We start from the raw sequence: 23,908 nt of genomic DNA, 5'->3' as shown, positions 1-23,908 counted from the left end.
GGGTCGAGTCGAAACGAACCTGACAGCCGTCGCGGCCGTGTGCGCGGAACTTCCCTAGACTCGACGCATGCGTGCCGAGGCTTCGTCGAGACTCCGCGCCCCCGCGCCCCCTGGGGAGAGGGCGGCGCTGTGAGCGGCGTGCTGGTGCACGAATGGCTCGCACCGCGGGGCGGCTCCGAGAACGTCTTCGAGGCGCTGAACGAGGTGTTCCCGGACGCCGCGCGGTATTGCCTGTGGAACGAGAGCGACGGCCGATTCGTCGTCGACGGCGAGACCTGGCTCGCTCGCACGCCGCTGCGCGGACACAAGGCCGCAGCCGTCCCGCTGATGCCTCTCGCCTGGCGGGCCCTTCCTCGCGTGGATGCCGACTGGATCCTCACGAGTTCGCATCTCTTCGCGCACCATGCGAGGTTCGCGGGCTCTGCGCGGGATGCTCCGAAGCTCGTGTACGCGCACACTCCGGCGCGATACATCTGGAACCCCGAGCTCGATCTGCGCGGCGACACGCTCGCTGCCCGAGCCGCGGCGAAAGTGCTCAAGGGGGTCGATCGCAAGCGCGCTCAGGAACCGGTGGCGATCGCCGCCAACAGCGTGTTCGTGCAGAGGCGCATAGCCCAGGCATGGCATCGCGAGAGCACGGTGATCCACCCGCCCGTCGACGTAGCAGGCTTCACCCGTCCGCCCGCGCCGGACGAACGCGATGAGCGCGTCCTCGCGGCGCTGCCTGAGACATTCCTTCTCGGCTTCTCACGGTTGATCCCCTACAAGCGGCTGGATCTGGTGATCGAGGCCGGGATCGCCGCCGACGTGCCCGTCGTGCTGGCAGGATCGGGATCGGACGAGGCTCGCCTGCGTTCGATCGCCGAGGAGCGCGCGCCCGGTCGTGTCTTCTTCGTCGCGTCACCGGGGGCGGAGCTCTATCGCGCTCTGCTGCAGAGGTGCATCGCCCTCGTGTTCCCGGCGGTGGAGGACTTCGGCATCGTCCCGGTCGAGGCCATGGCGGCAGGCAAGCCGGTGATCGCCGCGGCCGTCGGCGGCACCGCGGAGACGATCGTCGAGGGCAGCACCGGTGCGTTCGTCGAGCACTGGTCGCGCGACGAGCTGCGCAGCGCGGTCGACGTGGTGGCCGGCCTGTCAGCCGATGCCTGTCGTGCGCAGGCGCAGAGGTTCTCGGAAGCGGTCTTCGCCGACCGCATCAGAGAATGGGTGACCGAATCGGTCGACGACGCACGCCTGCCTGAGACGAGGAGCGCGTGACGCTCCTCGTCGACGACCGCTACCGCGGCACGCACGGCATCGGCCGATACGCCTCGGAAGTGCTCCCCCGGCTGACCCTGCCCTGGGAACCACTTGGCCTGGGCGGCACTCCGTTCTCGGGGGTCGACGCCTTCCATTCGGTGGGACCGGCGGCGGCGCACGACGCTCTCGTCTATTCCCCCGGCTACGGCGCGCTCCTTCGCAGCAGACGACAGCTCCTCACGCTGCACGATCTCATCCAACTGAGCAGTCCGGGACTCGACCGCTGGAAGTTCGCCGCCTACTATTCAGGCCCGGTACGTGCCGTCGTGCGCCGGGCCGGCATCGTGCTCACCGTGTCCGAGACGTCCGCCAGAGCCATTCGATCGTGGGTGGACGACGACGACGTCGAGATCGTCAACGCGGGCAATGGATGCTCCGAGGCCTTCCGTCCGCCAGAAGGCGCGCTGCAGCGGTCCGACCCCTACATCCTGTTCGTCGGAAACGGCCGTGCACACAAGAATCTCGATGTGGTCCTCGACGCTCTGAGCGCCGCACGCGACGTGCGCCTCGTTGCCGTCGTCCCTGAGCGCGAGGTCGCGGAGCTCACCGCCAGGGCGACGCAACGGCACGTCGACGCCAGAGTGCGCTGGGTGAGCAACCTCGGTGACGAGGAGCTCGCCGACCTCTATCGCGGCGCCTCATCGACCGTGATGCCCTCGACGCTCGAAGGGTTCGGGCTGCCCGCCTTGGAATCGATCCGCTGCGGCACGCCGGTCGTGTACTGGGCCGGATGCGAAGCAGTCGGGGAGATCGTGGGATACCGCGGTCGTGCGGTGGCCTCCGCCGACGACGCTCACGAGTGGGCCAGCGCCCTGACGGAGGCCGTGTCCGCCGAACGCCGGGTCGATCCCCCCGAAGGCTATGACTGGGACCGTACCGCGGGGATCATCTCGGCGACCATCACCCGGCTGCTCGACTGACTAGACGCTGCGACTCGGAACCGTCCGGAGGAACTGCTCGAGCGAGTCCGTCTTGCGCTCCCACGACGCGGACGATGCGAGGGCGCCACCGGAACGGTTCGGCGACGGGTGCGCCAGCGCGCGTTCGAGCGCAGCATCCGCGTCTCCGTCATCGGTGTAGACCTCGATGCCGAGGTCGGATGATGCGCCGATGCCGGGCGTCTCGCGCGCCAGGACTGCCAGCCCGGCTGCGAGGTACTCATAGAGCTTCATCGGGCTGCGCCCCGCGTTGAGCGGGCTGTCGGAGAGCGGGAGGAGACCGACGCGCGCCGTGTGCAGCAGGCTCGGTACGTCGGCGTACGGAACGGGCCCCACGATCTCGACATTCGCCGGCAGGGCTCGGGGCGGGCGTGCATCGGGCCCCGCGATGACGAACTCGACGTCCGGCCGAGCCAGAGCCCAGCCCTCGATGCGCCCCCAATCGAATCGGTCGTCGAGCGCTCCGACATACACGCAGCGGGCGCCGCGGGGACTCGCATCAGCGCGCGGCGGTGCGAATCGAGCGGATTCCGCCCCGTTGGCCAGTATCAGCGAGGGCACGTGCAGGTCGCCGAGCCCGCGCAGCACTTCGTCGGAGGTGGCGATCACACCGTCGGCGCGGTCGAGAATTCGTCGCTGCAGGGCGTGCTTCACCCCGCCGGGGTAGAGGTCGGTCGGTCGATAGATCACGCGGCTCGAGAGCGACCGTACGGATGAGTCCCAGAGCAGCGGCTGATCGATGAGCACCGCATCGAACGCCGCATCGATGCCCTCGCGTTGCAGCATCCGGGCGACGGTCGGCACCGCCAGAGGCCTCGGCAGGACGGTGCTCGGGACGATCTGCAGCACGCCGTCCCGGTCTCGCTCGGCTCGACGAGGGATGCCGGTGAGGCGCGATGTGTTCACCCGCCCGGTCAGCCGATGCACCAGGGAGATCGGAGTGCTCACGTGGACGACATCGACCCCGCGGTCGGACAGCACTCGGGCGTAGTGGTGGCTGCCGACCCGGAAGACCCCGAACGGATGGCTGTGCGAGAGGAAGAGGATCCGCCCGGTCGGGGTGCCGGTGCGCGCCGAGGCGTCGGTCATGCTCGCGTCCTGCGGACGCCGTCGCGGATCATCCGCTGGACGCTCTCGAGAGTCGACGCTGCCATGCGCACCCGCTCGCAGACCTCTGCCGCGCGTTCCGGCGTCGGACGGAGGGCCTCCTGCAGGCGCGGCGGGTCGCTCGCAGAGGCGTCGACGGAGAGTCCGTGCAGACCGATCGCCGCGAAGGCCTTCGAGATCTTCGGCGTGGGGCTGGGCACGAGCTCCACCGGAATGGCCCCGCTCAGCGCGGCGAGCACCAGAACGTGCATGCGGTCGCTGACCACGATCTGCGCGGTGTCATAGCGCTGTCGAAGGCGCTCCTCCTGTACGAGGGCATCGGTGTCTCCCCAGGCCTCGAACTCGCCGCCGAGCAGCTGCGCGAGCTCGCGCGCCCGGCTCTCGTCCTCCCGCACCTGGACGACGGTTCGGATCGAGAGGCCAGCGGACTCGGCGGCCTCACGCACCGCGCTCAGCCACGCCGCGTCCGGCAGAGGGCGTGCGCCGCGGAGACTCACCAGCAGCTCGGAGCGTTCGCTCCATGGGCGCCCGTCCCGTACGCCGGCCGAGAATCCGATGTCGGGTGCGAGTGCGCCGCAGCGCGCGATCGCCAGCGTCGACTCGTCGCGCCACAGTGTCACCTGCGACAGGCGGGCTGCCGCACGATGGATGGCGAGAGCGGGCGACGACGGCGCGCGGATCCCCCGCGGCGGACGGACGACCACGCCGCCCTTGAGACGGACGACGAGGGTCTCGGCCAGGAACACCAGCTCTCTGAGTCCGTTGCCGCGGTCGAGCGGGATCTCCCCCGCTTCGAAGACCAGCACGGGGTGCCGCGGGGCGATGAGGAGAAGCCAGAGCCAGCGCGGAACCGACTTCTTCGACCGCAGGACGATGGCGTCCGGCGGCAGGTTCAGCTGCCTCAGCCACACATCGGGTGCGTCTCCCGTGTAAGCGACCAGCTGATCGCTCGTTCCCAGCGCCCAGCCGAGGGTTTCACGCCGGATCAGCGCATCTCCGATGTTGCCGGCGGGGCCGGTGAGGGACACGAACGTCCGGGTTCGCCGGGGCGCTCTGGATGAGAGAGGAACCAGGCGGCGCATGAGGTAAATCTAGTCGCTCTCAGCGCTCGGGCCGGTCAGGGATGCCGCGGAACTCGGCGGTCCCCGCGCTCAGGGGGTGGTCGTTCCGGTGCCTGGGTCGAAGACGGGAGGCTCGGTGACCGGCGGCAGTGACGGCTCGGGCGTCGGCTCGACCGGCGGAGTGGTCGGCTGCGGCTCCACCGGCGGCGCGGGTTCGCTCGGAGGAACCGGCTCGGGCTCGATCGGCTGCGACGGCTCCTGGTCGGGCCGGGAGTCCCGGTTGTCGGGCTCTTCGGTCTCCACAGGCAGTGCGCGCGTCACGGTGACGGGAGCGCTGACCCTCACACCGTCGCCGTTCTCCGCAGTGACGGTGTACACGGTGGCCTCGGAGCCGCACGCGAAGGGAACCGCTCGATCGGTGAGGTTGGCCGGCAGCGCCGCTGCGATCGGGAACTCGAGCGCATCGACCTGAGCGTCGCCTGCCGCGATCGCGACGCTCTCGGCATCGTCGATCTGCCAGCTCAGCAGCACCTGTGCTTCCGCTTCCTCTGAGGCGCATTCGACCGTCGCCGTGTTGGCGGTGAAGCTCTTGATCACGGGGTCCGCGGCGGGGGCCGGGGCCGAGGGGGTCGGACGCACCGAGGGCTCGGGGTCAGCGGGCGCCGCGACGCTGCTGAGGGTGCCGATGATCGCTCCGGCTGCGACCGCGAGCAGCAGCGCGACTCCGGAGAGGACCATCAGCAGCACGCTGCGCTTTCTCGTACGCTTCTCGGCGCGACGATGGCGCTCACGACGGGCGAGAGCGCGCGGCTCCTCAGCTCCGGACGAGAGTGCGGATGCGGCATGCGTTCCGCCTCCGGACCGACCACTCTGCAGATGCTCGCCTGCGTCGAACCCGACGGCGACCGGCGCGTTCTTCGTCGCCGGCTTCGCGGCGGAGGCGGCTCCGACAGCACTCGACCCGGGGTTCTTGGTCCAGGCGACATACTCGGCGATGACATCGTCGGTGGGTCCGTCGGCGATGAGCTCGCCCTTGTGCACCCAGAGCACTCTCTCGCAGGTCTGCTTGAGCGAACCGGTCGAGTGGCTGACGATCATCACGAGGCCGGCGCTGTCACGCAGTTCGTTGATGCGCTTCTCGCTCTTCGCGCGGAATCGCCTGTCCCCCACGGCCAGTGCCTCATCGATGAGGAGGATCGAATGCGCCTTCGCCGATGCGATCGCGAACTTGAGTCGCGCCCCCATGCCTGACGAGTACGTGCGCATCGGGTGGTAGATGAAGTCGTTGAGCTCCGCGAAGTCGGCGATCTCGTCGACGCGCGCAGCCGCTTCCTCGGGGCTGAATCCCATCGCCAGCAGTCCGAGCCTGATGTTGTTCTCGCCCGAGAGCTCCGGGACGAGCGCAGCGTTCACACCGAGGAGCACGGGGCGGTCACGAGCGTAGATCGCGCCCTCGGAAGGCGGGATGAGTCCGGTCATCGCCCGGAACAGCGTGGACTTCCCCGAGCCGTTGTGGCCGACGACGCCGATCGACTCGCCCTCCGTCGCCGTGAAGCTCACTCCTCGCAGCGCCGGGACCGTGTGGAGGTCTCGACCGCCTCGGAAGGAGCGCAGACTCGTCAGCGATTCGCGCGTCGTCATCCGCTTGCCGGATGCGTACACGCGATAGTTGACGTGCACGTTGTCGGCCACGATCATCGGCCGTGGCGAGGTGTCGAGCGAGTTCGCTCGCGTGTCCGGGAGCAGAAGATCAGTCACTGAGGCCATACCTCGGCTCGCCCTGCCAGAAGAAGATCGTCCCCCCGACGATCGCCACCAGTGCCCAGATCGGCGCAGCGATCCATGCGAGGAGCGGCGCGGCATAGCCGTCCAGCATCACGTCGCGGGCCAGGGCGATGAATTCATACGTCGGCAGGAGGTGCGCGATCGTGAGCAGCACCGGGTACCCCCCGAGCGCGCCGTCGATGTTGAAGAAGATGCCGCTGGCGTAGAAGAGCACGCGGTTGATGATCGGGACGAGCTGCTGGATGTCACGCGTGCGCACCGAGATCCGCGCGACGATGAGAGCGATGCCCAGATTGAACACGCCCATGACCGCGAGGATCGGGATGATCAGGAGCCACGACCACGCCACCGGCTCGCCCAGGATGAGCAGCAGGATGCCGAGCAGCAGCACGACGGGCACCATTCGCATCGCCTGCTCCGCGATCACCGAGATCGGCAGGAGGATGCGCGGGAATCCGAAGCTCTGGACGAGCTTGGAGTTGCTCGTGATCGCCTTGGATCCGCTGCCGAAGCAGCCGGTGAAGAACTCGAAGACGAACACGCCGACGATGAGGTACGGCACGAAGTTCGCCGGCCGCGCGGCGCCGGCGAGGATGAAGTTGAAGATCGTGCCGTAGACGATCGCGAGGGAGAGCGGTTTGAGGACCACCCACAGCACACCGAGACGGTTCGGCAGCAGTCCCGCGATCAGACGGCTGCCAGCCAGCCGCAGGGCGAAGGTGCGAAGCTGCCAGGTGTCGGCGAGGTAGTCGCCGAAGCGAGGACGCGTCCCGACTTCGCTCAGACCGGAGGTCGCGGGCACAGCAGTCGCTCCCATACCGAATCCTCTACCTCTCTACCGCGTCGCACGATGCGCATGCACGAAGCCGGCATATCGGATCATGCTACCCCACCGGGTGAGTCCGTCGTCTGGACCCAGGCTCAGTCGCGACCGTAGATGTCGCGGGTGTAGATCTTATGGACGACGTCGTCGAGCGCATCCGTGGAGCGGTTGGCGATGATGACATCGGCCCTGGACTTGAACTCGTCGAGATCGCGAACGACCTCGGAGTGGAAGAACTCGTCCTCCTCGAGCGAGGGCTCGTACACGACGACTTCGACGCCCTTCGCCTTGATGCGCTTCATGATGCCCTGGATCGACGACGCGCGGAAGTTGTCCGACCCGGACTTCATGACGAGGCGATAGACGCCCACGGTCCGGGGCTCTCGGGCGAGGATGTCGGAGGCGACGAAGTCCTTGCGGGTGCTGTTGGCATCGACGATCGCCGCGATGAGGTTCTGCGGCACCTTCGAGTAGTTCGCCAGCAGCTGCTTGGTGTCCTTGGGCAGGCAGTATCCGCCGTAGCCGAAGGAGGGGTTGTTGTAGTGCGACCCGATGCGCGGGTCGAGTCCCACTCCCTCGATGATCTGCTTCGTGTCGAGCCCGTGCACCACTGCGTAGGTGTCGAGCTCGTTGAAGTACGCCACGCGCAATGCCAGGTAGGTGTTGGCGAAGAGCTTGATCGCCTCGGCCTCGGTCGACTCGGTGAGCAGCACGGGCACGTCGGTGGCGATCGCCCCTTCGAGCAGAAGGGCGGCGAATGCCTCGCCGACGGGGCCGCGGTCGCCGACGACGATGCGCGACGGATAGAGGTTGTCGTGCAGCGCGCGCCCCTCTCGCAGGAACTCCGGAGAGAAGACGATCGTCGCCTGTCCATGCTCCGCGTTCATGCGCGCGGTGAATCCCACCGGCACCGTCGACTTGATCACGATCGCGGCGTCCGGGTTCACGGCGAGCACGGTGTCGATGACGTTCTCGACCGACGAGGTGTCGAAGTAGTTGGTCACCTCGTCGTAGTTCGTCGGCGTGGCCACGACGACGAAGTCGGCGTCCCGGTAGGCCTCCTCGGCGTCGACGGTCGCCGTGAGATCGAGCTCGTGCGTGGCGAGATAGTCCTCGAGCTCGACGTCGGCGATGGGCGAGACGCGGCGACTGAGCAGCTCGACCTTCGCAGGGTCGATGTCGACGGCGAACACCTCGTGGTGCTGGGCGAGGATGACGGCGTTGGACAGGCCGACGTATCCGGTCCCGGCGATGGCGATCTTCATGCCCTCAGGCTATCCCGGCCCGCGGATAGACTCGTGCGCGATGACACCGCGCCCTCTGCTCTCCATCGTCATACCGGTCTCGGGTGACGACGCGACTGTCGCGACGGCTCTCGAGAGCGCCCTCGCGCAGAGCCTCGTCGACATCGAGATCATCTGCGTCGATGACGCCTCGACCGACGGCACTGCCGGCGTGCTCGAGCGATTCCGCCGACGGGACCCGCGAGTGCGCGTCGTGCGACACGAACGCAACCTGTCGGCCTTCCAGGCTCGCCGCACGGGGATCCTCGCGGCGACCGCCGATCGCGTGATGTTCCTCGACGGCGACGACGAGCTGACCCCGGATGCCGCCGCGGTCGCGGTCGCGAAGGCCGAGGGGACGGACGCGGACATCGTCGGGTTCGGTGTCACGGTGATCGAGCGCGACGGCCGCACCGGCAGCCCGTACGAGGTGCGCCTGCAGGTGCCGCAGCATCCGCACGCCGGCGATGACGTGCTGCGCACCCTCTTCCCGGTGGGAAAGCCTGCTCAGGGTCAGCTCTGGCGATTCCTCTTCCGCACGAGCGTGCTGCGCGAGGCGTACTCCCTCGTCCCCGACGACCTCGTGCTCCCGCGCATCAACGACCTGCCGCTTCTCTTCCTCGTGGCCATACTCGCCGAGAGCTACGCGGCGGTCCCCGACAAGCTGTACCGCTATCACTTCGGTCGCGGTGGCAGCGGGCACCGGGTCGACACCCTCGAACGGGCGCGGTTCTACACAGGGGCGATCCGCTCGGTCGACGCGATCGGATCGGCTGTCGAGGCACTCGCAACCGCACATGCCGATCCGACCCTCGTCCGCGACACCTACGCGTCGGTGCGCTTCTCGATCATCGGATACGTGTGCTTCCAGCTGGTCGAGCACAGCGACGAGGGCATGCTCGACGGCGCTCTCGCACATCTGCACACGGTCGTCAGCGGCCCGGACATCATCCATGCCGCTGCGCGGTTCTATCCGGCGACTCTCAAGGCTCTCAGGTTCCACACGACGTGGCAGGGGCTGCCTGACCGGCCCGCACGCAGCATCCTGCTCGTCACGTCGACCCTCCGTACCGGCGGCGTGTCGGCCGTGCTCACCTCGCAGGCGCGCTATCTGCATGAGGCGGGCTACCGGGTGACCGTCGTCGCCCGCAACGGCGGCAGCGACGCGACCGTTCTTCCCGCCGGCATCCCGTTCGTCGAGCTGACCTCACGTCAACTGCCCGCCCAGCTCACGCAGTGGGCCGAGATCTGTCGCGCCCACGAGGTCGACGTGGTCATCGACCACCAACTGCTCTACACCGACACCTGGCCCGAGTTCGCGCTCGTGGCACGAGCCGAGGGCGCGGCGACGATCGGCTGGCTGCACAACTTCGTCGCTCGACCGGTCTACGACGGCAACGATCGGCTCACCCTGATCGAGCGCTGCAGTTCGACGCTCGCTCAGCTCATCACGCTGTCACCGCTCGACGTCGCCTACTTCCGCCTGCGCGGCATCGAGAACGTGGCGTACCTGCCGAACCCGCCCTCGCCGTTGATGCTCGAGTCGGCGGCTCGCACAGGTGCGAAGACGCCGCCGTCCGACCGTCTCGAGCTGGTGTGGTGGGGGCGACTCGAGCAGCGGACCAAGCAGGTGCGGGAGCTCGTCGAGGTCGGAGTGCAGCTGCGCGCCCTCGGCGTGCCTTTCACACTGCGGATCGTCGGCCCGGACTGGGATGACGTCACCGCGAAGAAGCTCAACGCCCTCGCGCGTCGTCGCGGCGTCGGAGATGCCGTCGTCGCCGTCGGGCCTCTGCGAGGGGCTGCGCTGGTCTCGGCCATCGACTCCGCGGATGCCTTCGTCTCGACCAGCATCATCGAGGGGTATCAGCTCACGATCGCCGAAGCACAGGCCCGGGGGCTCCCGGTCTTCATGTACGAGCTCCCCTGGCTCACGCTCGTGCAGGACAACCAGGGTGTCGTCGCCGTGCCCCAGGGGGACGCCCGGGGGCTCGCCGCCCGGCTCGCCGAGACGCTCGCTGATCCGGAGGGCTATCGTCAGCTGTCTCTGGCGTCGGTGGATGCCGCGAGACGGGCGCGCGACCAGGACTTCGCGCAGCTGTATCGCGAAGTGGTAACCGGCGAGCTGTCGCCGATGTACTCGCCCGAGCCGACGCTCGACGATGCCGGTCGCCTGCTCGGTCTGCTGGTGTTCTTCGCCCAGCGCGCGGATGGCCGCTCCGTCTCGTCCGCCGATTCGTCGACCTGGGGCCAGCGCGCCTGGCAGTCCGCGGCGCCACTCGGCCGCGCGACCCTGCGGCGGATCCCGGGACTCCAGCCGCTCGCGCACCGCGCGAAAGGCTGGCTCGGCGCGCGCTGAGTCTCGAAGTCGGCGTTATGCCACGGCATCCATCGCCGCGTGGATGCGCGCGGTCAGGCGGACGATGTCTTCACGGGCCGAGTGGACCGCCGGCGCGAGCGACGGCAGGTGCGACTCGAACTGCTCGGCGAATTCGCCGAGCTGTTCGTATCGACCGACGAGGTCACCGAGTCCGACGGCTGTCAGAAGGCGTGAGATCTTGTGCGGGTCGCTGCCCGAACCTATCGGGTATGCCCCCTCGGTCGCACCGATGATGAGGCCGTGCGCCCGGTCGCTGATGACGGCGAGCGACTGCCGGTACACCGCGCGCACGTAGTCGTCGAGCACGTCGTGCCGCATGCTCGAGGGCATCACGTACTCACCGCCGAGAGCCTCTGCGAGCCGAACCGCTCGAGGCGCGTCGCGCGCCACCTGGGCGACGGTGACGATCCGCGTCTGAGTCGCAGCCGCGAACGCACGGACGTCCGCGAGCCACTGCTCACCGGGCCACGCCCGGTCGAAGCGCATGGTCACCGCGATGAGCGGTCGATCGCCGGCCGCAGCCCACTCGTCGACCGCTCGCCCCTCCGAGTAGGCCCAGTCCGGCGCGAAATCGCCGAATCCCGCACCGTCGCGAGAGCCTCGATCGCGCCACGACATCACCGAGGCGTCGCGCATGACCGGGTCGAACACCACGCCATGCAGCGTGTCGACGTTCTTGATGCCGATGCCGGCGAAGATCAGCGCCCCGCCCGCGTCGAGGACCCGTGCGCATTCGGCCGCACGGCGTGGCACCGGGAAGTGCCCCGCACGCGGATTGATCTCCCCGGCGTTGAACGCGTGCACGGGACGAGCGGCCGCGGCCTCGGCCTGGGCCCACTCCCCTCTCGCGTCATAGAACGTGAGGTCTGACGCCGGTGTGAACCCGGCCGTGAAATCACTCGTCGCCTCACCGAGATAGACGTGCACGTGCCGCCCCGCACCTCTCAAGGCTTCGAGATAGGCGAGTCGCAGTGCGGAGTCGCCGAGGTTGTCGTCCTGCCCGCTGAGATGGGCGAACACATGCTGAGTCGGTTTCACAATCACTGCACCCCACTATATGGTGGCTCTGTGTTCTCCGTGCCCCTCCCCAGGACCGGAGCAGCGACTGAACCGGGCGCGACCGAGGCTTCCGTTCCGACGGTGCTCGTCACCTCGCGCCCGCCGCGGCATCGCGTCGACTACGTCGATGAACTCGTCGGCGACGACTCGGAGGGTCGTGCTCCGACCGGCGCCGTGCTGGAGTTCCGCACCGACCCGTTTCGGGCGCACGGCGTGGATGTGATCCACCTGACCGACATCGCGACGGTCATCGGCGGCCCCCGCACTCGCGACCGAGAGCGCACACGGCGGGCGAAGCGCTTCACGAAGATGCTCCGACGCCGAGGCATCGCCCTCGTGCGCACCGTGCGCGAGACGGAGGCGGATCGGTCGCGGTCCCGAGCGGAGGCGATCGTCGATGCGGCAGCGACGACCGTGACATCGCTCGATGCCGTGACGGCGGCGGACGGCAGAGCGACGGTCGTCATCGGCCACAGCCACCTTCGCGACCGGTTCCTCGGCTTCCCTCGGGAAGAGGCCGTCGCGGGCCGCGTGCTGATCACGGCGGTCAACACCCTGCATCCGTCGTCCCGACCGGCCGTGAGCGTCTTCGGAGTCGCTGACCCGCCCGGCTGGACGCTGCGCCTCGCAGGCAAGGTGCCGATCGACCTCGAGGACTCCTACGCGCGAACGCTTGCCGACCTCACCGACACGGTGTCGCTGCGCGACGAGCTCCTCTCCGATGCAGAATGCGTCTCGGAGATCAGCCAGGCGGAGATCGTGCTCATCACAGCGCCGACGAACCACAGGTCCCAGAGCGTCCTCATGCTCGCTCTGTCGCTGGATCGGCCCGTGCTCGTCGAGGACAGCCCGCAGACGCGGGCGCTCGCTGACGAGGTCGGCCCTTCATGGGTGCGGCGCCATGCCGGTCCGCTGACCGCCCAGACACTCGAGAACGAGCTCGCCGCATTGCGAGCAGATCCGCCCACCGGTCGCCCCCGCCTCGATGCGCGCGACCCCAACCTGGTCAGCGAGCAGTACTTCGCGGTGTATCGCGCCGCCGCGGCCGCGCGCTGACGCCGGACGACTCTCATGCCGACGCCTTCGACTCCTCTCGTCTCCTTCATCGTCCCCGCCGACGCAGAAGCAGACTCCGTCGCGCGCAGCCTTCGATCGTGTCTCACCCAGTCACTCGCCCAGATCGAGATCGTCTGCGTGCTCCCCGACGGAACCGGACTCGCCTCCGCAGAGGCGACCTCGGATCCGCGTGTCGTCACCATCACCCGACCTTCCGATTCCGCCCGCTCGCAGCTCCGGCGGGCGGGGGTCGAAGCCGCGACGGCGCCGTACGTGCTGCTGCTCGAGCCGGGAGACACCGTGGCTCGCGGCGCCGCGATGCGGCTCCACCGCTGCGCCGTGGAATCGCAGGCGCAGCTCGTCGGATTCGCCGTCCAGACGTCGCCCGATGACCGCAAGGGCGAGACGCACCCGGCTGAGTCGGGGCCTCTCCACGGACCCGACATCCTCCGCGCCCTCGTCCCCCGGGACACCGTCGCCGAGCTCGTGCCCTCGCGACACCTGTTCCAGACCGACCTGCTGCGACGGGCGTACGCGACGTCCGCAACCGACTCCGGCCCGCTCATGGACGACCGGGGCACCGTGCTGCTGGCCTACGCATCCGCGGAGTCGTATGGAGCGGTCAGCACGGTCGAGTACCTGCGCCGATCGCAGCAGCGCGACATCGCCGCTGACCCGGTGCGCCTCGAACAAGCGATGCACCACGTCAGGTCGTTGCAAGCCGTCGAGCCGGCCGTCCGGGAGAAGGCCCGACACAGCGCGGACCCCGAGCCACTGCTCGACGGGTACACCACGGGCTATCTCACCGCGATCGGGGAAGCACTCGACGCCTTCGCCGCGCTGCCGCAGGAGGCGCGGGCCCACGCGCACGAGACGCTGCGATCCTGCGTCGGTGACCTCGACCTGATCGCGGCGGCCGTGACCTTCGCGCCCGACGCGATCCCCGCGCTCGTCACGCACGGGGAACGTCTCGAACTCGGCCGCGCGCCGGTGCGGAGCGTGCTGCTGACGACCAATGTGCTGACCACCGGCGGGGTCTCGGGTGTGCTGCTCACGCAGGCGCGGTTCCTTCTCAGAGCCGGATACCGGGTGACGATCGTCACGCATCGCCCCGGGAGCGCCGAATCGCTCGTTCCCGAAGGCGCCACGCTCGTTCAACTGACCGGCACGAGCCGACGTCAGCGCGTTTCGCAGTGGGCGCAGTTCTGCCGACGCTTCGCCGTCGATGTGGTCATCGACCACCGCATCCTGTATTCGCGCGACTGGCCTTCGTTCGCGCTCGCGGCCCGCTCGGCAGGGTCGGCGACCATCGGCTGGATACACAACTTCGCAGGCCGCCCCACGTACAACGGGAACGACCTCCAGACGCTGCTCCAGACCCATCTGAGCGCGCTCGCGCACCTGGTGGTGCTCTCTCCGCTCGATGTGGCGTTCTGGAAGCTCCGGGGCATCCGTCACGTGAGCTACCTCCCGAACCCGCCGTCGCCGTTCCTCCTCGCCGTCGGCGAACCGCGCAGCGCGAAGCCGGCGCCGGCGGGTCGCCGGCTGGAGCTCGTCTGGTGGGGGCGGTTGGAAGAGCACACCAAGAAGGTCACGCAGCTGGTGGAGGTGGCCGCGGCGCTCCAGCGGCTCGGGATCGACTTCCGGCTGCGGATCGTCGGTCCGGACTGGGCCGACATGAGCGCGGATCGGCTGCGGGATCTGGCCGCGACCCGAGGCGTGGCCGACCGCGTCGAGCCCACCGGTCCTCGGCATGGATCGGATCTCCTCGAGGTGATCGATTCGTCGGACATCTTCGTCAACACGAGCATCATCGAGGGGTACCCTCTCACCCTCCCCGAGGCACAGTCACGCGGTCTTCCGATCGCGATGTACGACCTGCCGTGGCTGTCGCTCATCCAGGACAACGCCGGCGTCGTCACCACGGCGCAGCAGGATCCGGAGTCGCTCGCCCAGGCGATCGCGGATGTCGCCGCGGATCCGGCCCGGTATGAAGCGATGTCGAGAGCCTCCGTCCTGGCCGCGGCTGACGCCACCTCGTTCGACTTCGCCCAGCTCTACGAGCAGCTGCTGCATGGTGGCCTTCCAGCGGAGCTCTCTCCCGAGCCCACGCTCGACGACGGACGCAAGGTGCTCGAACTGCTCGTCTTCTTCGCCGAGCGGAGCACCCCGCCGCCACGAGCGGCGCCCTCTCGGTCGACGGCGCTCGCGCCCGCAGCACTCCGCCCTCGGTCGCAGCCGCGTACGTTCGGGGAGCGTCTCGAGCGGAAGCTGACCCCCATCGGCCACCGCGTCATCGATGCTGCTCCGTGGCTTCGACCGGCGGCGAACAAAGTCAAGCGCGTATTGCTGCGCCGATAGCGAGAGACCACATGCAAGCGACTCCCCTCGTCTCGATCGTCGTCCCCGTCTTCAACGATGCCGACGTGATCGCCACCGCTCTCGACAGCTGTCTTCGGCAGACGCTGGCAGCGATCGAGGTCATCGTGGTCGACGACGCGTCGACCGACGACACCGCCGCGATCGTCGAACGCTACAGCGCTCGGGACTCGCGCGTGCGACTCATCCGCCAGCAGCAGAACGCGTCGGCGTACCAGGCTCGTCGCGTCGGGATCCTCGCGGCGAAGGCCGATCATCTGCTGTTCCTCGACGGTGACGATGAACTCGCGGAGACGGCTGCCCGGGCAGCTCTCGAGAAGGCGACGGAGACCGGCGCTGATCTCGTGCAGTTCGGAGTCGAGGTCGTGCGTCTCGATGGGCGCACCGGGGGGCCGTTCGAGTCACGCCTGCAGCCGAAGCACCCCACTCTCACAGGCAGCGATGTCCTGCGCGGCCTCTTCCCGCTGGATCGCCCTGCCCAAGGGCAGTTGTGGCGCTACCTGTTCCGTACCCGCCTCCTCGCCGATGCCTATGCGCTCATGCCCGCAGACCTGGTGCTGCCGAGGGTCAACGACCTGCCGATCTCCTTCCTCGCCGCGGCGCTGGCCGCTCGCTTCGAATCGATCCCGGACCGCCTGTACCGTTATCACTTCGGGCGAGGCGGAAGCGGCCAGAAGGTGCGTGACCTCAGCACCGCATCGTTCTACGCAGGAGCCATCCGATCCATCGATTCGATCGAGCCGGCCGTCCTCCGGGTCGCCGGCACGAGCATCGACCCTGACCTCGTGCTCTCGACCTACGCATCCGTACGACGCGCCATCATCGGATACACCACCCACTACCTGGCAGAGCACACACGTGCGGATCTGCGCGATGCGATGTTCGCCGACCTGTACACCCGGGCGTCCGCCCACGACATCGTGCAGGCGACCGCCCTGCACTGGCCGAAGGCGATGGACACGCTCGCCGCCCACGGCGACGCGATCGAGCTCGTCGCTCGACCGGTGCACAGCATCATCCTCGCAACGAACCATCTGCGCACCGGTGGAATCTCCGGCGTCGTGATCTCTCAGGCTCGGGTGCTGCACGACTCCGGCTTCCGCGTGACGGTCGTGGCCCGCGAGCCGGGCAGCGATCTCTCGAACCTTCCGGCCGGCGTCGGCTTCGCCGAGGTGTCGGCGGACACCCTGGGCGGCTCGCTCGCCCAGTGGGCCGAGATCTGCACGCAGCACGAGGTGGATCTCGTGATCGACCACCAGTGGCAGTACTCACCGTCGTGGCAGGCCTTCGCGCTCGCGGCACGCGCTGAGGGTGTCGCCACGATCGGGTGGTCGCACAACTTCGCCGGTCGATCGCTGCTGCTCGGTCTCGATCGCCTCGAATCCGCGCCGCGATACTTCGCGCTGCTCTCGCATCTCGTCGTTCTCTCGCCACTCGACGTCGCGTTCTGGAAGCTGCGAGGGATGCCGCGTGTGTCCTACCTTCCCAATCCGCCGTCGTCTAACCTGCTCTCTGCCGGAATCGCGACCGCGCCGCGGCGCCCACCTGCGGGGCGGCGCGTCGAGCTGGTCTGGTGGGGCCGCCTGCAGCAACGCACCAAGAGGGTCAGCGAGCTGATCGACGTCGCCGAGCACCTCGAGCGGATGGGCGTCGATTTCCGGCTCCGGATCATCGGCCCCGACTGGCGCGACATGACGGCGTCACGGCTGAACGGGATGGCGAAGGCGCGACGCTTCGCGCACCGCGTCGAAGCGGTGGGACCGCTTCATGGTGCCGCCCTCAGTGCCGCCATCGACTCGTCCGATCTGTTCGTGAACACCAGCATCATCGAGGGCTACCCCCTCACGATCCCGGAGGCACAGGCGCGGGGGCTCCCGGTCGCGATGTACGACCTGCCGTGGTTGGCCGTGACCGATGGAAACGGGGGCGTCGCGAAGACGGCCTGGGGGGATGCCGAGGCTCTCGCCCGACAGATCGCCGAGGTCGTCGCCGACGCCGACGTCTACACCCGCATGTCGGCGGCGTCGCTGGCCGCAGCCGAGCGAGAGCTCTCACACGATTTCGCGGTGCTGTATCGCCGGCTGGTCGAGGGCGCGCTTCCGTCCGAGCTGTCACCCGTACCGACAGTCGACGACGTCCGGCAGCTCATCGACCTCTCCATCACCTTCGCCGAGGAGCACGCGGCGACGCGCTCCGGGCCTCAGCGCTCTCGCGGTGCGGCCGGAAGCACGCCCGGGACGCCGGCGAGGGTCGCGACGACGTGGCGGGCGCGCGCCACACAGCGTGCCGCTCCGGCAGCGAGAAGACTCATCGAGGTCGCTCCCTGGATGGGTCCGATCGCTCGAAGGATCAAGCGCACGCTCACGTGACACCCCGTCGCGAGAGTTCGATGATCGACATCACAGCAGGTCGGTGACGGCCATCGCGCCGGGTCGGTGACGGCGGTTGCCGATCAGCCGCGCTTGCCCGTGATGCGCGACGCTCGGTGACCGACCCGCTCGACGATCGAGTCCCTCACACGGATCATGGAGCGGTTCTTGCCCGCGCTGGCCGCCGTCAGGCGCTGGAACCGACCGGGGAAGAACCGGTTGGCCGCCTCTTCGATCTTCAGGGGCGACCGGCGCATCCCGAGTGAGTCCTCATACTCGAGCTCGATCACCCACACCCCTGCCCGAGGGAAGAGCTCGGGGGAGATCTCTGCCGACCAGGTGCGATCGTCGAAGTCGAAGTGGCGGATCGGGAACCGGACTCGATCCCGGTCTCGGTACTGTCGAGCGACGAGACGCGTGACTCCCCCGGGTCGCAGTCCCGTCATCGCGCCTGACAGCGTGGTCCGCGCCCCGCTTCTCAGCGTGGCGGCGATGCCGGCGGACGGAGGACTGATCGACTGCCGGGCGAGGTCGACGTCATCTGACTCGACGATGGCACCCGCGAGCCGTTCTTCCAGACTGTGGGGAACGACAGCAAGGGGGACGTTCGGATCCAGAAGACGTCTCCGCAGCACCGGCAGGGCCGGCGAGAAGGCATCGGTCCGCCATGACGGATCACTGATGAACCGGCGCATCAGGTATTTCAGTGAGAGGCTGTCGATCGTGGCCCGAGGGATCGTCGGCAGCGCCTCGGCAGCCGACAGCGCACGGATGAGCTGGTCGGCGTTCAGCGTGGATGCCGACTTCTCGGCGCGCAGCATGATCCGCGCCTCGTTGAATCGACCGTCCGCGGCGAGCGCCCAGACGACCTGGTTCTCTGCTTTCAGTCTGCGGAGCTCGTTGCGGGGCGCACGCGAGAGCAGCTTCGCGATCTGTTCCGCGACCCGACGGTCCTCGGCGCGGTCGCCGGAGCGACGCTCGAGGAACTTGCCGATGTTCTGCCAGGCGTCGGCGTTGAGCACCATCGCCCAGTACTCGCGGGTCACCGGCGCCGACTCGCGTTGCTGGACCAGCGCGGCGCACGTCGCCTCTTCGCTGAAGTAGCTCACCGTGTAATCCGTCGAGCCCGCGCGCGAGGTCATGGAGCCCCCGCCCGGACGGTCTCTGTAGACGTACGCCGGCAGCGGGGACACCGCGATCGATCGCGCGCTCAAGAGGACGCTCGTCATCGCGACGATGTCGTTCGATCGCGGAACCCCGGGAAAGGGGAATGCGGTCTGCTGCCAGTGCTCGCGCCGGATGAGACGGTTCCACACCGCCCGGTGCCTGACCAGCTGGGGGTGGGTCTCGATCGTGACGTTCTCGAGAGGGAGCGCATAGGCCTGATTGAAACCGGTGCCCGCGTCCCACGTCGAGGTCGTGAAGAACTTCAGATAGCTGCCGTTGATGACATCCGGATCCGACCTGCGCGCGAGCGACAGCAGGTGCGCGTACGCGCGTGGCGGGACGACGTCATCACCGTCGGCGAACGCGAGGTACTTTCCGCGGGCGAGCTCGATGCCGGCGTCGCGCGCCTGTCCGCCGCCCGCCCCGGGCGACCTCACCAGACGCACCCGGGGGTCCGCGCGCTGATGCGCGAGGACTCTGTCCTGAGTCCCGTCGGTCGACCCGTCGTCGACGACGATGATCTCGATCCTGACGCCCACGGAGGCCCGGATGCTCTCGAGGAGCTCGTCCACGTAGTGGACCACGTTGTAGGTGGGGATGATGACGGAGATGTCGATGGCATCGGAGTCGGTGTCGGGGTCCCCCGATGTCGCCCCGGGTCGCGACACGAATCGATCGATGAACGCGTCCCGGAGGTCCTCCTCCCCGCGCAGCCCGAGCGGGGCCCAGGCGTCGACGAGAAGGGGGGTCGAATCGAAGCTCGGCACGTCGTCGACCCCGATGGGGCGGCCATCGGGCCGTGCGACGTCCACCAGGGCAGCATGGCCCATCGCGATCAGCGCGAGCTGCCAGCGCTTCCAGATCGTCAGATTCGACAACGAGGTCGTCGAGAGGTCTCGCGCGAGATCGTTGACGAGCTCCTTCGCATCGGGTCGTTCCTGACCGGCGGCGAGGAGATCGAGCGCCTTCGGGTTCAGCACGTCACGGGAGATCACCTCGCGGGCATACAACTGGCGCACTGCCAGCGGAGCAGCGGCGAGCGCAGCCCAGATGCGAGATTCGTCCGTGACCCAGCGCGAGGACATCGGTGCAGCCGGGCTCTTGCTCGGACGTTCCCGGCAGAAGACGACGGAACGCGAGACGATATCGACGCGGCCCGCAGCCAGATACAGCCGGGCTACGAGAAGCTCCTCGAGCCACGGATCCTCCGCGTGCACGAGCGAACGGATCAGATCGCGCCGCATCACCTTGCCGCACAGGATGTCATCCGAGACCAGGCCGGGCCGGTCCTCCAGCAGGATGCTCGTCGCGTCCGTGTCGAGCGCGCCGTCGACTGCACGACCGATCCGGTAGCGGTGCTTGGCGATCGACTCCGCGGTTCCGACAGCCATGTCCGATCCGGACGCCTGCAGGCTGGCGACCAAGGCTCGGTAGCCGCCCCGGATCGAGAGCCCGTCGGCATCCGCGACCGTCACCCAGGAGGCTGAGCAGCGCTCGAGAGCAGCGGCGAGCGCTGCGCTTCGCCCCCGTGCGCTGTCCGCGTCGATCACGTGAACACGCGCATCAGAGCGCGCCGCCGTGCGCACGACCGACGCGACGTCCGGGCTGCTGCGCCCGTCGACGACGACGACGACGTCCAGGGTCGGGGAATCCTCTCGCAGGGTCGACCACAGGAGGTCGCTCACATGCATGGGCGATTCGGGGAAGATGACGACCACGCTCAGATCAGCGACCTCGTTCATGGCACCTCCGTGGTCTGCGTGGAAGAGTCGGTCAGGTCCTCGATGATCGACACATAGTCCCAGGCCATGTGCAGCGTCGAGTATTCGGATGCGAATCGCGTCGCCGCAGCTCGCACGTCCTCCCTCACGGGGAAGGCAGCCGCGATCGTGTCCGCCAGGGCAGACACGGGATCGCGCCGGGTGTCGTAGAAGGTCACCCACGGCTGCGCGCCGTACTCCGCGATGAGATGAGGCTCGGCGGGCAGGATGCACGGTCGCGCGAACGTCGCCGAGAGCAGGACGCTGCCGGAGTTGAGCACGCGCTCATAGGGGAAGACCAGCACGTCGCACGCCGCGAACCACGCCGAGATGTTCGCGTCGCTGATGAACGAGTGCCGTCGCACGGTCGGCACGCCCGTCGGCAGCTCCCGTTCGATCAGAGCGATATCCTCGGGTGCCGTCTTTCCGGCGAGCACCAGAACGAGATCGTCGACGTGGGATGACGCCTTCCCCACCGCGCGCAGCAGGGTCGGGATGCCCTTGTATCCGCGGATCTGCCCGACGAATCCGACCACCGATGCGGACGACGGTATCCCGAGAAGCTCACGAGCCTGGTCCTGGGAGGGCGGGTCGGAGTAGATACCCGCATAGCTGGCGTGCCTCAGGGTGACGATCTTCTCGGGTGGGAGATCGTAGAACTCCGAGACGGCCTCGCTGGTGCTGGCGTTCAGCTGGATGATCCGATCGGCGCGCTCCGCGAGGAGGCGCGCCAGCTTGACCTCCAGGTCCGGATACGGGGTGTTGTGAGCCAGCGTGTTGTGGACGGTCCAGATGATCCGCACGCCCGCCTTGCGCAGCCTCAGGAGGATCCCCGCGAAGCGCTTGAGGGAGCGCTCTGCGATGTCACGAGTGCCGTCCGAGTTCACGATGGGACTCGTCCAGTGGATGTGGAAGATGTCGCCGTCCGTCAGGCCGGGCAGAGCGTCGACCAGCGTCTCGATGGTCTTGGACCCCTCGACGCGCCATCCTTCCGAGCGTGCCCCGACATAGAGCATGTTCAGATACGGATTCTGCGCCCAGGCGGGGAAGACGTGGATTTTTCCGCTCACGCTGTGAATGTCCCATTCTGAAGACTGATGTCGGCACCGGCTTCCCGCCACGGCACGGAGTCCGCGAGCGACGGGTACCCCACGAGGGTGCTCTGGTCCTGGGTCCCCCGCATGACGGGGATCTGCGAGGATGACCCGTCCGCGTGGGTCACGCGGACGATGACCGAATCGATCTCGACCTCCGAGCCCATGGCGACGGATGCGGTGAGGTCGATCGACCATTGGCGGTGGTACATCGCGAAGACGGGCAGGTCGGCGGTGCTCTCCCTGCCGGCGTCATCCTGACAGACCACCTCGATGGCGGACACCTGGTTGGTGGGGGTCCCCACGCGCAGGGCTATCGAGAGGACGTGCAGCCCCTCAGCCGAGCGCACAGCTCGCATCAGTGCGTGCGGCCCTTCGCGCTCGAGCCAGAGTGCGCGGAGGAATCTGTCGGGGTCCCCTCCGTCGAGCGCCGCGAGCAGGCCTGCATCGGCCGTCGACAGGTCCGTGTGCTCGAGTCCGGGCACCAGCGCGAGTCGGTATGCGTGCGCTTCCGCGAAGCTGCCGTCGAATGCACGACGAGACACGGAGCGGACCGTCCCGTCATCGCCCTCGATCAGGGCGCGGCCCGCCTCGACGACATGAGGGAACACCTCCTGCACGAAGTGGTCACGGCTCCCGGATTCGTCGGGTCCCGACGCGACACCCACGTCGGCCCACGCCGCGAGAATGACGTCGCGGTCGTCGAAGACGGCGGGTCGCGCGTACGACGCTGCACGACCCCACAGGTCGTGTGGGAATGCGGAGAGCAGGGCGTCGAGGTCGACGTCCGGCGCCGTGTGTCCGCCGAGGTCGATGGCAGCGGAGATGTCCCCCGAGATCCTAGTGAGCGGCCGACCGGTTCCCGCCAGATAGTCGCGGTACTTGAGTGCTCCCTCGGCGGCGGACACCACGAAGCGGGCCGGGATGCCGAGCGAATCCGCGATCGCGATGGCGTGCAGCGAACTCCCCACGACGAAGCCGCTCCCGGCGATCGTCCGGAGCACTGCGTTCAACGGCGCTCTCGGATCGAGCACTGTGTAGCCGAGCGAGGTCGCGGTCTGCGACATCTCTTCGAAGTCGTTGAGGTTCGGGGCGATGAGCATCCCGCCCGCTCCGGTACGGCCCCAGCTTCTCAGCTCCGGCATGAACCGCGGGAGCAGAAGCGCAGGATCGCCGAACACGGCCGGCACCCTGCCCCCCTTGGCCGTGATGAGACGGGCGGAGTGGGGACCCCGAACGCTGCGGATGTCGAGCGTCTCGAAGTGGGGCGGCAGCTTGGATGCGAGTTTGAAGTTCACCCCGGTGCCCCAGACGACCGCGCCCTCCGGTGCGAAGTGAAGCACCGAACCGATCGTGATCAGCACCGGCGCCTCGGAGGACTCCGTCGAAGACGCCCTCATGCTCAGGTCACCGAGTATCCGCTCCACCAGCAGAGGTCCGAGCAGATCTCCGAAGTTGTTGACCAGACGGCCTCCGGGTTCGCCCTCGGCCGTTCGCAGCGGGTTCCACGAGAGGACGTCGATGCCTCCGAGACGGGTCAGCAGAGCTCCGCTCGTGGCTGTCACGATCCTGCCTTCATCGGGTCGCCACTCGCCGGCGATTGGCCCGGCTCACCGAGCCAATCGTAGAATCCGGTCGCGAGCGCGGCGGCGAAAGACCTGTTCATGTGGTAGAAATCTCCACGGGAATAGAACGAATCGGCTCCGGTGTCGGAGGGATCGCCCATCGCGTAGACGTTCTCGGTGAAACCGTCGGCGGTGAGAGTCGGGCCGGGCTGTGAGAACACCCGCACACCCTCGTCCTCGAGCCGACGCACCTGTCGCGCGAAGTCCGAGCGCACTCTGTTCCAGTCGCCGCTCGACGCCAGGCGCCCGTACAGCGCGAACTTCTCGCCGTCTCTCGAAGACACCCACTCCGCAGGAGCAGGTTGCGGAATCACGATCACCTGCGCGGCTCCGACGTCCACCAGCAGTCGGGTGAGGCGCGCCATGAAGATCTGGTCGAACGCCGCATCGACATACGCGTTCCAGACCGCGTCGCTGAGCGACGGCACTCCGTAGTCTCCGACGGCGTCGACGGGAGCGAAGCTCTGCCAGAGCTTGACCATCTGGACCAAGGAGAAGTTGAGGCCGACCGCGACGACGGCGTCGGCGCGTCGCACATCGATCTCCGCGCCGTATCGCGGCGGATCCTCCAGCTTGATGAAAGGGAGCTCGACCGTGCCCGAGTCGCTGACGACGACCGCATCGACAGTCCCGTACGTTCGCGAGATGAAGTGCGCGACATCTCGATCGCCTCGCGCCTTCGTCAGCGCGGGCGCGATGGTTCCCAGGTGGGAGTTCCCCACGAAT

At 68.3% G+C, this 23,908-nt stretch carries 16 protein-coding genes; 6 read left to right on the top strand and 10 right to left on the bottom strand.

The features are described 5' to 3' along the window. Positions 1 to 129: 129 nt before the first annotated feature. Together QRN21_RS10635 and QRN21_RS10630 are read left to right on the top strand one after the other, a co-directional pair. Positions 130 to 1,257 (top strand): glycosyltransferase, encoded by a 1,128-nt coding sequence (locus QRN21_RS10635; protein WP_056279740.1) that lies wholly within the window; start codon positions 130 to 132, stop codon positions 1,255 to 1,257. Next, entirely contained in the window at positions 1,254 to 2,219 is a 966-nt protein-coding gene (locus QRN21_RS10630) for a glycosyltransferase family 4 protein (RefSeq protein WP_285364013.1), read from the top strand. The genes QRN21_RS10635 and QRN21_RS10630 overlap by 4 nt, the downstream gene beginning before the upstream one ends. Here the strand turns inward: QRN21_RS10630 and QRN21_RS10625 are convergent, their stop codons facing one another. The 5 genes from QRN21_RS10625 to QRN21_RS10605 all read right to left on the bottom strand — a co-directional run bounded on the left by QRN21_RS10625 (position 2,220) and on the right by QRN21_RS10605 (position 8,278). Next, positions 2,220 to 3,326 (bottom strand): glycosyltransferase, encoded by a 1,107-nt coding sequence (locus tag QRN21_RS10625; RefSeq protein ID WP_285364012.1) that lies wholly within the window; start codon positions 3,324 to 3,326, stop codon positions 2,220 to 2,222. Next, positions 3,323 to 4,372: a hypothetical protein gene (locus QRN21_RS10620; RefSeq protein ID WP_285364011.1), complete on the bottom strand. Its 1,050-nt coding sequence runs from the start codon at positions 4,370 to 4,372 to the stop codon at positions 3,323 to 3,325. Before QRN21_RS10620 ends, QRN21_RS10625 begins: the two co-directional genes overlap by 4 nt. 123 nt (positions 4,373 to 4,495) lie before the next feature. Further along, positions 4,496 to 6,163 (bottom strand): ABC transporter ATP-binding protein, encoded by a 1,668-nt coding sequence (locus QRN21_RS10615; protein ID WP_230100393.1) that lies wholly within the window; start codon positions 6,161 to 6,163, stop codon positions 4,496 to 4,498. Further along, entirely contained in the window at positions 6,156 to 7,007 is an 852-nt protein-coding gene (locus tag QRN21_RS10610; RefSeq protein WP_056279731.1) for an ABC transporter permease, read from the bottom strand. Before QRN21_RS10610 ends, QRN21_RS10615 begins: the two co-directional genes overlap by 8 nt. Before the next feature lie 104 nt (positions 7,008 to 7,111). Next, complete coding sequence (locus QRN21_RS10605) at positions 7,112 to 8,278, bottom strand: nucleotide sugar dehydrogenase (RefSeq protein WP_187250323.1); 1,167 nt, start codon at positions 8,276 to 8,278, stop codon at positions 7,112 to 7,114. A gap of 40 nt (positions 8,279 to 8,318) precedes the next feature. Between QRN21_RS10605 and QRN21_RS10600 the strand changes: the two genes are divergently transcribed. Then, entirely contained in the window at positions 8,319 to 10,652 is a 2,334-nt protein-coding gene (locus tag QRN21_RS10600) for a glycosyltransferase (RefSeq protein ID WP_285364010.1), read from the top strand. A gap of 15 nt (positions 10,653 to 10,667) precedes the next feature. Here QRN21_RS10600 and QRN21_RS10595 read toward each other — a convergent pair whose 3' ends face one another. Then, positions 10,668 to 11,717, bottom strand: a complete 1,050-nt coding sequence (locus tag QRN21_RS10595; RefSeq protein WP_285364009.1) for a hypothetical protein — start codon at positions 11,715 to 11,717, stop codon at positions 10,668 to 10,670. A gap of 24 nt (positions 11,718 to 11,741) precedes the next feature. On the opposite strand from QRN21_RS10595, the gene QRN21_RS10590 reads away from it, so the two are divergent. The 3 genes from QRN21_RS10590 to QRN21_RS10580 are packed head-to-tail and all read left to right on the top strand — an operon-like array spanning position 11,742 to position 17,536. Then, positions 11,742 to 12,788, top strand: coding sequence for a hypothetical protein (locus QRN21_RS10590; RefSeq protein ID WP_285364008.1), 1,047 nt, complete (start codon positions 11,742 to 11,744; stop codon positions 12,786 to 12,788). A gap of 15 nt (positions 12,789 to 12,803) precedes the next feature. Next, a complete protein-coding gene (locus QRN21_RS10585) occupies positions 12,804 to 15,149 on the top strand; it encodes a glycosyltransferase (RefSeq protein ID WP_285364007.1) in 2,346 nt (781 codons plus the stop codon). A gap of 11 nt (positions 15,150 to 15,160) precedes the next feature. Further along, positions 15,161 to 17,536 (top strand): glycosyltransferase, encoded by a 2,376-nt coding sequence (locus tag QRN21_RS10580; protein WP_285364006.1) that lies wholly within the window; start codon positions 15,161 to 15,163, stop codon positions 17,534 to 17,536. 83 nt (positions 17,537 to 17,619) lie between these two features. Here QRN21_RS10580 and QRN21_RS10575 read toward each other — a convergent pair whose 3' ends face one another. Genes QRN21_RS10575 through QRN21_RS10560 form a run of 4 tightly spaced genes read right to left on the bottom strand, consistent with a single transcriptional unit; the run spans position 17,620 to position 23,904 of the window. Then, on the bottom strand, positions 17,620 to 20,445 hold the full coding sequence (locus tag QRN21_RS10575) for a glycosyltransferase family 2 protein (RefSeq protein ID WP_285364005.1): 2,826 nt from the start codon (positions 20,443 to 20,445) through the stop codon (positions 17,620 to 17,622). After that, positions 20,442 to 21,533, bottom strand: coding sequence for a glycosyltransferase family 4 protein (locus QRN21_RS10570; protein WP_285364004.1), 1,092 nt, complete (start codon positions 21,531 to 21,533; stop codon positions 20,442 to 20,444). Before QRN21_RS10570 ends, QRN21_RS10575 begins: the two co-directional genes overlap by 4 nt. Next, positions 21,530 to 23,122, bottom strand: coding sequence for a polysaccharide pyruvyl transferase family protein (locus QRN21_RS10565; protein ID WP_285364002.1), 1,593 nt, complete (start codon positions 23,120 to 23,122; stop codon positions 21,530 to 21,532). The genes QRN21_RS10570 and QRN21_RS10565 overlap by 4 nt, the downstream gene beginning before the upstream one ends. Continuing rightward, on the bottom strand, positions 23,119 to 23,904 hold the full coding sequence (locus QRN21_RS10560; RefSeq protein WP_187250316.1) for a hypothetical protein: 786 nt from the start codon (positions 23,902 to 23,904) through the stop codon (positions 23,119 to 23,121). Before QRN21_RS10560 ends, QRN21_RS10565 begins: the two co-directional genes overlap by 4 nt. Between the last annotated feature and the right edge of the window lie 4 nt (positions 23,905 to 23,908).

It is taken from the genome of Microbacterium sp. LMC-P-041 (assembly GCF_030209555.1).
Classification (GTDB): Bacteria; Actinomycetota; Actinomycetes; order Actinomycetales; family Microbacteriaceae; genus Microbacterium.
This window is presented reverse-complemented; position numbering and strand designations above follow the sequence as displayed.